The 6,096-nt window shown below is 72.2% G+C and carries 8 protein-coding genes; 1 reads left to right on the top strand and 7 read right to left on the bottom strand.

Annotated features, from left to right (window positions below):
- Positions 1-297, top strand: a 297-nt coding sequence (locus E1285_RS42510) for a phosphotransferase (protein ID WP_165967001.1), incomplete at its 5' end; no start/stop codon positions are given.
- Here the strand turns inward: E1285_RS42510 and tsaD are convergent.
- The 7 genes from tsaD to alr form a co-directional block, all read right to left on the bottom strand.
- A complete protein-coding gene (gene tsaD / locus E1285_RS42505; protein WP_207947232.1) occupies positions 294-1,328 on the bottom strand; it encodes a tRNA (adenosine(37)-N6)-threonylcarbamoyltransferase complex transferase subunit TsaD in 1,035 nt (344 codons plus the stop codon). The two genes, E1285_RS42510 and tsaD, sit on opposite strands and share 4 nt — an antisense overlap.
- Positions 1,325-1,795 (bottom strand): ribosomal protein S18-alanine N-acetyltransferase, encoded by a 471-nt coding sequence (gene rimI, locus E1285_RS42500; protein ID WP_132160549.1) that lies wholly within the window; start codon positions 1,793-1,795, stop codon positions 1,325-1,327. Before rimI ends, tsaD begins: the two co-directional genes overlap by 4 nt.
- Before the next feature lie 20 nt (positions 1,796-1,815).
- Positions 1,816-2,496, bottom strand: a complete 681-nt coding sequence (tsaB, locus tag E1285_RS42495) for a tRNA (adenosine(37)-N6)-threonylcarbamoyltransferase complex dimerization subunit type 1 TsaB (RefSeq protein ID WP_132160545.1) — start codon at positions 2,494-2,496, stop codon at positions 1,816-1,818.
- A 35-nt stretch (positions 2,497-2,531) separates the two neighbouring features.
- A complete protein-coding gene (locus E1285_RS48005; RefSeq protein ID WP_243723445.1) occupies positions 2,532-3,737 on the bottom strand; it encodes a hypothetical protein in 1,206 nt (401 codons plus the stop codon).
- Between the two features lie 129 nt (positions 3,738-3,866).
- Positions 3,867-4,298, bottom strand: a complete 432-nt coding sequence (tsaE, locus tag E1285_RS42480; protein ID WP_132160547.1) for a tRNA (adenosine(37)-N6)-threonylcarbamoyltransferase complex ATPase subunit type 1 TsaE — start codon at positions 4,296-4,298, stop codon at positions 3,867-3,869.
- A 35-nt stretch (positions 4,299-4,333) separates the two neighbouring features.
- Positions 4,334-5,401, bottom strand: coding sequence for an alpha/beta hydrolase (locus E1285_RS42475; RefSeq protein WP_132160539.1), 1,068 nt, complete (start codon positions 5,399-5,401; stop codon positions 4,334-4,336).
- 11 nt (positions 5,402-5,412) lie between these two features.
- A partial coding sequence (gene alr, locus E1285_RS42470; RefSeq protein WP_132160537.1) for an alanine racemase occupies positions 5,413-6,096 on the bottom strand: 684 nt, incomplete at its 5' end.

Raw genomic sequence — 6,096 nt, 5'->3', positions numbered from 1 at the left:
ACGCTCTGGAGCTACGGCAAGCTCACCGGCGTCGTCGACTGGTCCGACACCTCGTCCGGCCCCATCGCCGTCGACATCGCCCGCATGCGCCGCGGCCTGGCCCTGCGCTACGGCCCCAAGGTCGCCGACCGCTTCCTGTCCGCCTTCGACCAGGTCTCCGGCGGCTACCCCCACGACCCGTACTGGGACGTCCGCACCCTCCTGGACCTACTCCCAGAAGACGACACCCGCCTAATGGACGAAGCCGAAGTCCCCCTATACGAGAACTACCTCGCCCCCCTCCTAGCCCAGTGTTAGAGCATTATCGACTCGACCGGAAGGCTGGAGTCGGCGGGGAGTCGGAGGTCTGACGGGGCGGCGCCGGAGGCGACCAGTTCCGAGCCGAGGGCGGCGACCATCGCGCCGTTGTCGGTGCAGAGCTTGGGACGCGGCACGCGCAGGCGGACGCCGGCGGCCTCGCAGCGCTCCGCCGCCAGGGCCCGCAGCCGCGAGTTGGCGGCGACGCCACCGCCGATCAGCAGGTCGCCGACACCGTTGTCCTTGCAGACCTTCAGCGCCTTCTGCGTCAGGACGTCCACCACGGCCTCCTGGAAGGACGCCGCCACGTCCGCCACCGGCACCGGATCCCCCGCGCGCTCCCTGGCCTCCACCCAGCGGGCCACCGCCGTCTTCAGGCCGGAGAACGAGAAGTCGTAGGTGCCGTCCTTGTACTTCCCGCGCGGGAACGCGATCGCCGCCGGGTCGCCGTCGCGGGCCATCCGGTCGATGATCCGGCCGCCGGGGAAGCCCAGGTCCAGGACGCGCGCGACCTTGTCGAACGCCTCGCCCGCCGCGTCGTCCACCGTCGTGCCGAGCGACCGGACGTCGCCCGCCACGTCCGGCACCAGCAGCAGCGACGAATGGCCGCCGGACACCAGCATCGCCACGCACGGCTTCGGCAGCGGGCCGTGTTCGAGCTGGTCGACGCACACGTGCGCGGCCAGATGGTTGACGCCGTACAGCGGCTTGCCCAGCGACAGCGCGTACGCCTTGGCGGCGGCCACGCCGACCATCAGCGCGCCCGGCAGGCCCGGCCCGGCCGTCACCGCGAACGCGTCGACATCGCCGAACGCGATCCCGGCGTCCGACAGCGCCCGCTCGACGGTCGGCGCCATCGCCTCCAGATGCGCCCGCGACGCCACCTCGGGCACGACGCCGCCGAAGCGGGCGTGCTGGTCCACGCTGGACGCGATCGCGTCCGCCAGGAGCGTATGCCCCCGCACGATCCCGACGCCTGTCTCGTCGCAGGACGTCTCGATGCCGAGCACCAGCGGCTCGTCCCGAATCACATGCTCTCCTTGTTGAAGCCCATGGGCGGACGGGCGCGGAGCTTGCGGCACATGACGATCGCGTCCACGTCCGAGGGCTGGTAGTACCGCTTGCGGACACCGACCTCGTCGAAGCCGAACCGCTCGTAGAGGCGGCGCGCCCCGTCGTTGTCGGCGCGGACCTCCAGGAACACCGACTCGCTGTTGCGGCGGGCGGCCTCGTCCAGCAGCTCGGTGAGCAGCGCGGCGCCGATGCCGCTCCCCCGCTGGTCGTCGCGCACGCCGATGGTCTGCACGTCGGCCTGCCCGCCGGCCGCGGCCAGGCCCGCGTACCCGACGATGTCGCCGCCGGACGCCTCCGCGACGACGTAGTGCCTGGTCCGGGGCTGGTCGGCGAGTTCCGCGCGGAGAAGCTCCTCGCTCCAGGCGTCCTCGGGGAAGAGGACCTGCTCCAGCCGGTGGACGGCCGGCAGGTCCGCGCCGGTCATCGCCCTCAGCGAGACCCCGCTCACGCCCGCGTCACCTTCTTGCGCGGCCCCGGCTCCTTGGCGTCCGGCCTGCGCATGTAGAGGGGTTCGGGCGGCAGGAGGGCGGGCCCCTTCATCCCGGCCAGCCGCGCGACGGTCAGTTCCGCGAGGGCGCAGGCGGTGGGAAGCAGCGGCTCATGGCCCGAACCGCCGAAGACGTCCGGGTAGAGGGCCGCGCCCTCACCGACGACGGGCAGGCCAGGGGGCGCCCCGTCCAGCACATCGGACGGCGGGCCCACGGCAGGCGCGGTGGCGCGCGCGCGGGACGAGTCGTACCGCGCCCAGTAGAGCTCCTTGCGCCGGGCGTCCGTGGCGACGGCGAACGGCTCGACCCTGCCGGTGGCCCACGCGATGACGTCCAGCGTGCAGACGCCGTGGACCGGGATGCTGAGCGCCTCACCCATGGAACGGGCGGTGACCAGCCCGACCCGCAGCCCCGTGTAAGGGCCCGGCCCGACCCCGACGGTGATCGCGCTCAGGTCGTCCGGCGCCGCCCCCGCCTCCGCCATCACCCCCGCGATGGACGGGGTGAGCAGCTCGGTGTGCCTGCGGCGGTCGACCTCCTCGGCCACGCCGCGTGGCACGGCGCCCTCGCCCGGCGTCCACTCGTACAGCGCCACGGTGATCGCGGCGGTCGCGGTGTCAAAAGCCAAGACCAGCACGGGTTGTAAGCCTACAGGTCAGGCTCCCGTGCGGCTCACGACTGGTCGAGACCCTGGATTGCGGCCCTGGCGACCTCGATGGCGCCGTTGCTCGCGGCGTCCGCGGAGAGCGGGTCTCCGTCGTTGGAGCCGGAGTAGTGGATGGTGATGAGGACGTTGCCCAGGCGGACGTTGCCGATCGCCTCGCCGGCGCCCTGCCCGTCGTCCACGCTGTAGACGATGTAGCCCTCGTCGCCGAGGTCGTCGAGGCGCTGCTTGTCGGTGAGTTCCTGGCCCGCCAGGAGGGACTTGCCGGACTCGTCGGCGGTGCGTTCGGCGGTGAACATGCCGGTGGCGGTGGCGATGGCCGTCTGGCCGCTCCCGGCGGCGATGGCGCGGAGCTCAAGGGTGAGCTGGCGCTTGCTCTCGCCCGCGTAGGCGCCCCACACGCACTGGTTCTGCCGGTCGCTGCCCTGGTAGTTGTCGGCCTCGTTGCGTTCCGAGTTGGGCGCCAGCCTGTCGATGACGTCCTGGCCGACGATCGTGCAGGAGTCCGGGACGGCGGAGCGCTCGCCCTTGTTCGTCTGGGTGCTCTCGCCCGCGCCGCTGCCGACGACCCGGCCGCCGTCCTCCTCGCCGCTCGCGCCGACGCCGTTCAGGACGACGAACGCGGCGAGGGCGCAGACGCAGACCGCGGCCGCGGCGGCGCCGAGGATGATGCTCCAGCGCCTGCCGGTGCGGCGCTCGCGCACGACGCGGTGGCTGCCGGTGCGGTAGCCGCCGCTGCCGCCCGACCTGTACGAGCCGCTGCCCGTCCGGTAGCCGCCGCTGTCGGTGCGGTAGCCGCCGCTGTCGGTGCGGTATCCCCGGTCGTCGCGGCCGTACTGGCCACTGCCGGTCCCGGACTGGTAGGGGCCGGTCTCTCTCTGGTACGGGCCGCTATCCGTTTGCCCGTAGCGGTATCCGCTGGGTTCGTACCCGCCGGACTCGTAGCCGCCGGACTCGTAGCCGCCGGACTGATAGCCGCCGGACTCGTACCCGCCGGACTCGTAGGATCCGGACTCGTAGGACCCGCTCCCGTAGCTTCCGGACGCGTAACCGCCGGTCCCCGGGGAAGGACGGGACTCCTGGCCCTGGTACGGCGCGTAATCGTCGCCGCCCGCGCCGTATCCACCGCCGTCCCGCCGGTAACCGCCGCCCTGGCCACCGTTCGAACCGCGGTAGCTGTCGCGGCCGCTGCCGCTTCCGTGGCTACCACTCACCGGATCCCACTCCTGCTTGCGGAAATCGATATGTCGTGAGCTGAGGAACGTTCGGGCAAAGAGTACGACATGTCGCCGTAAAGTGGTCCACTCGGACTTGCAAAAAGCGAAGAACTTGTCCGAACCCCGTCATCTAGCACTGAGTTCCAGGTCGGACCAGCGATGACCCACCCCGACGATCCTTACATCGCGTTCCTCTCCGGACCCGTCCCCGCGCGAAATGATCACCTCTAGGCGGTCCTCGGCAAGGCCCTCCGCGAGCCCTTCTCCCCATTCCACGATCGTCACCGATTCGTCGAGGGACGCGTCCAGATCAAGGTCGTCCAGTTCGGCGAAACCACCCAGCCGGTAGGCGTCCGCATGCACCAGCGGGGGCCCGTCCGCCAGCGCGGGATGCACCCGCGCGATCACGAACGTGGGAGAGGTGATCGGCCCCCGGACCTTCAGGCCCTCGCCGATGCCCTGCGTGAGCGTCGTCTTGCCCGCGCCCAGCCGGCCCGTCAGGACGACCAGGTCACCGGGACGGAGCCGCCCGGCCAGGCGAACACCCAGGTCACGCATCTCCGCCGCGGTCGGAACAGTGATTGAAATCACATTCACGCGGTGCGCTCCTCCTCCTGCCTCGGCCGGACGCGCTCGATCAGCCGGCGCAGGCCGCCGGTCACCACGCCCGGGTACTCCAGCGGCAGCACGTGCCCCGCCTCCTCCACCTCGACCAGCTCCGCGTCCGGCAGCGCCTCGGCCATGCGGCGGGCGTGCTCGGCGGGGGTCAGCCTGTCCTGCCCGCCGGCCAGCACCAGCGTCGGCACGCCGCCGAGGACCTCCAGGCAGGCGGCCTTGTCGTGCGCCACCAGCGCCGGATAGAACTCGGCGATCACATCGATCGGCGTCGCCCTGATCATCTGCTCCAGGAAGTCGACCACCGTCGGGCTCACGTGCTTGTCGGCGAACGCCATCCTCCGGGTGACGACGAACGCCAGGTCGGCGCCCAGCCCGCGGGCGCGTTCCACCAGCTCGGCGCGGCGGCCGAGGCCGCGCAGCGTCCGGGGGGCCAGCGGCCGGACGACCTTGGCCAGCACCAGCGGCAGCCCCAGCGTCATCTCCGCCAGGTCCCCGCAGGACGTGTTGATCAGCGCGACCCCCACGACCTGCCGGTCGAACAGCTCGGGATGCCGGTCCGCCAGCGCCATGATCGACATTCCGCCCATGGAGTGCCCGGCGAGGATGACCGGCCGGTTCCGGCGGACGGTGGCCTTCAGCACGGCGTACAGGTCGTCGCCGGTCTGCTCGATCGTCGCGTCCACCGGGTCGCTCCGCCCCGAACGGCCGTGGCTGCGCTGGTCCCAGAACACCATCCGCAGCGATCCTTGCAGGTCACGGCGCTGGTAGTGCCAGGAATCCTGGTTGAGGGTGTAGCCGTGGCAGAAGACGACGGTCAGATCGGCGTCGTCGGGGCCGTCCACCTCGACGTGCAGCGGGAGGCCGTCGGAGGCGCGGACGGTCAACTCCCGGCCGCGCAGCTCACCGAACGGCTCGTCGGCGTCCGGATCCGGCCGCAGCCGCACCCGGCCGACGACGGCCTGGCGCACGCCGACGGCGGCGCCGACCCCGGCGCCCGCGACGGCCCCGGCGATGCCGAGCCTCCGCCTGCTCCTGCTGTCCATACGCGCGCCCCCTACAGCGCCCCTCCCGGGTACGCCCTCGGCACCCGGGACCCGATGCGGGTGACGATCTCATAGGAGATCGTTCCCAACGCGTCCGCCCACTCCTGCGCGGTCGGCTCGCCCCGGTCGCCAGGCCCGAACAGGACGACCTCGTCCCCCGGCGAGAGCGGGTCGTCACCGAGGTCGATGACGAACTGGTCCATGCAGACCCGCCCGGCGATCGTCCGGCGCCTACCGCCCGCCAGGACCTGGAGCAGGTTGGAGCCGTGCCTGGGGATCCCGTCTCCGTACCCGGCCGGCACCAGGGCCAACGTCGTGTCCCGTTCGGTGTGGTACGTGTGACCGTATGACACTCCGCTGCCTGCTGGGACCCGCTTGACCAGCGCAGCGTCCGCCACGAGCGTCATCGCGGGCCGCAACCCGAACGTGCCGAGCGCCGGTACCGGCGTCAGACCGTAGACGGCGATCCCCGGGCGGACGAGGTCGAACCGCGCCTCGGGCGCGGTCAGCGTGGCCGCCGAGTTCGACAGGTGCCGGACCTCGAACCGCGCCCCGGCCTTCTCCGCGAACTCGACCATCCCGGTGAACGCGCCGAACTGCGCCGCGACCGAGGGGTGGCCCGGCTCGTCCGCGCAGGCGAAGTGCGACATGACCCCCGCGACCCGCACCCGCCCCGCAGCCTCGGCCTTCAGCGC

Origin of the sequence: Actinomadura sp. 7K507 (assembly GCF_004348425.1) — a bacterium.
In the GTDB taxonomy this organism is placed as follows: domain Bacteria; phylum Actinomycetota; class Actinomycetes; order Streptosporangiales; family Streptosporangiaceae; genus Spirillospora.
The sequence above is the reverse complement of the archived record's forward strand: the minus strand, read 5'-3'. Positions and strand labels throughout refer to the sequence as shown.

Excerpts from the sequence above, each read along its gene's own strand:
- tsaE (WP_132160547.1), bottom strand. The coding sequence starts at position 4,298 with ATGCGTGACCTGGGTGTTCGCCTGGCCGGGCGGCTCCGTCCCGGTGAC.
- E1285_RS42475 (WP_132160539.1), bottom strand. The coding sequence starts at position 5,401 with ATGGACAGCAGGAGCAGGCGGAGGCTCGGCATCGCCGGGGCCGTCGCG.
- rimI (WP_132160549.1), bottom strand. The coding sequence starts at position 1,795 with ATGACCGGCGCGGACCTGCCGGCCGTCCACCGGCTGGAGCAGGTCCTC.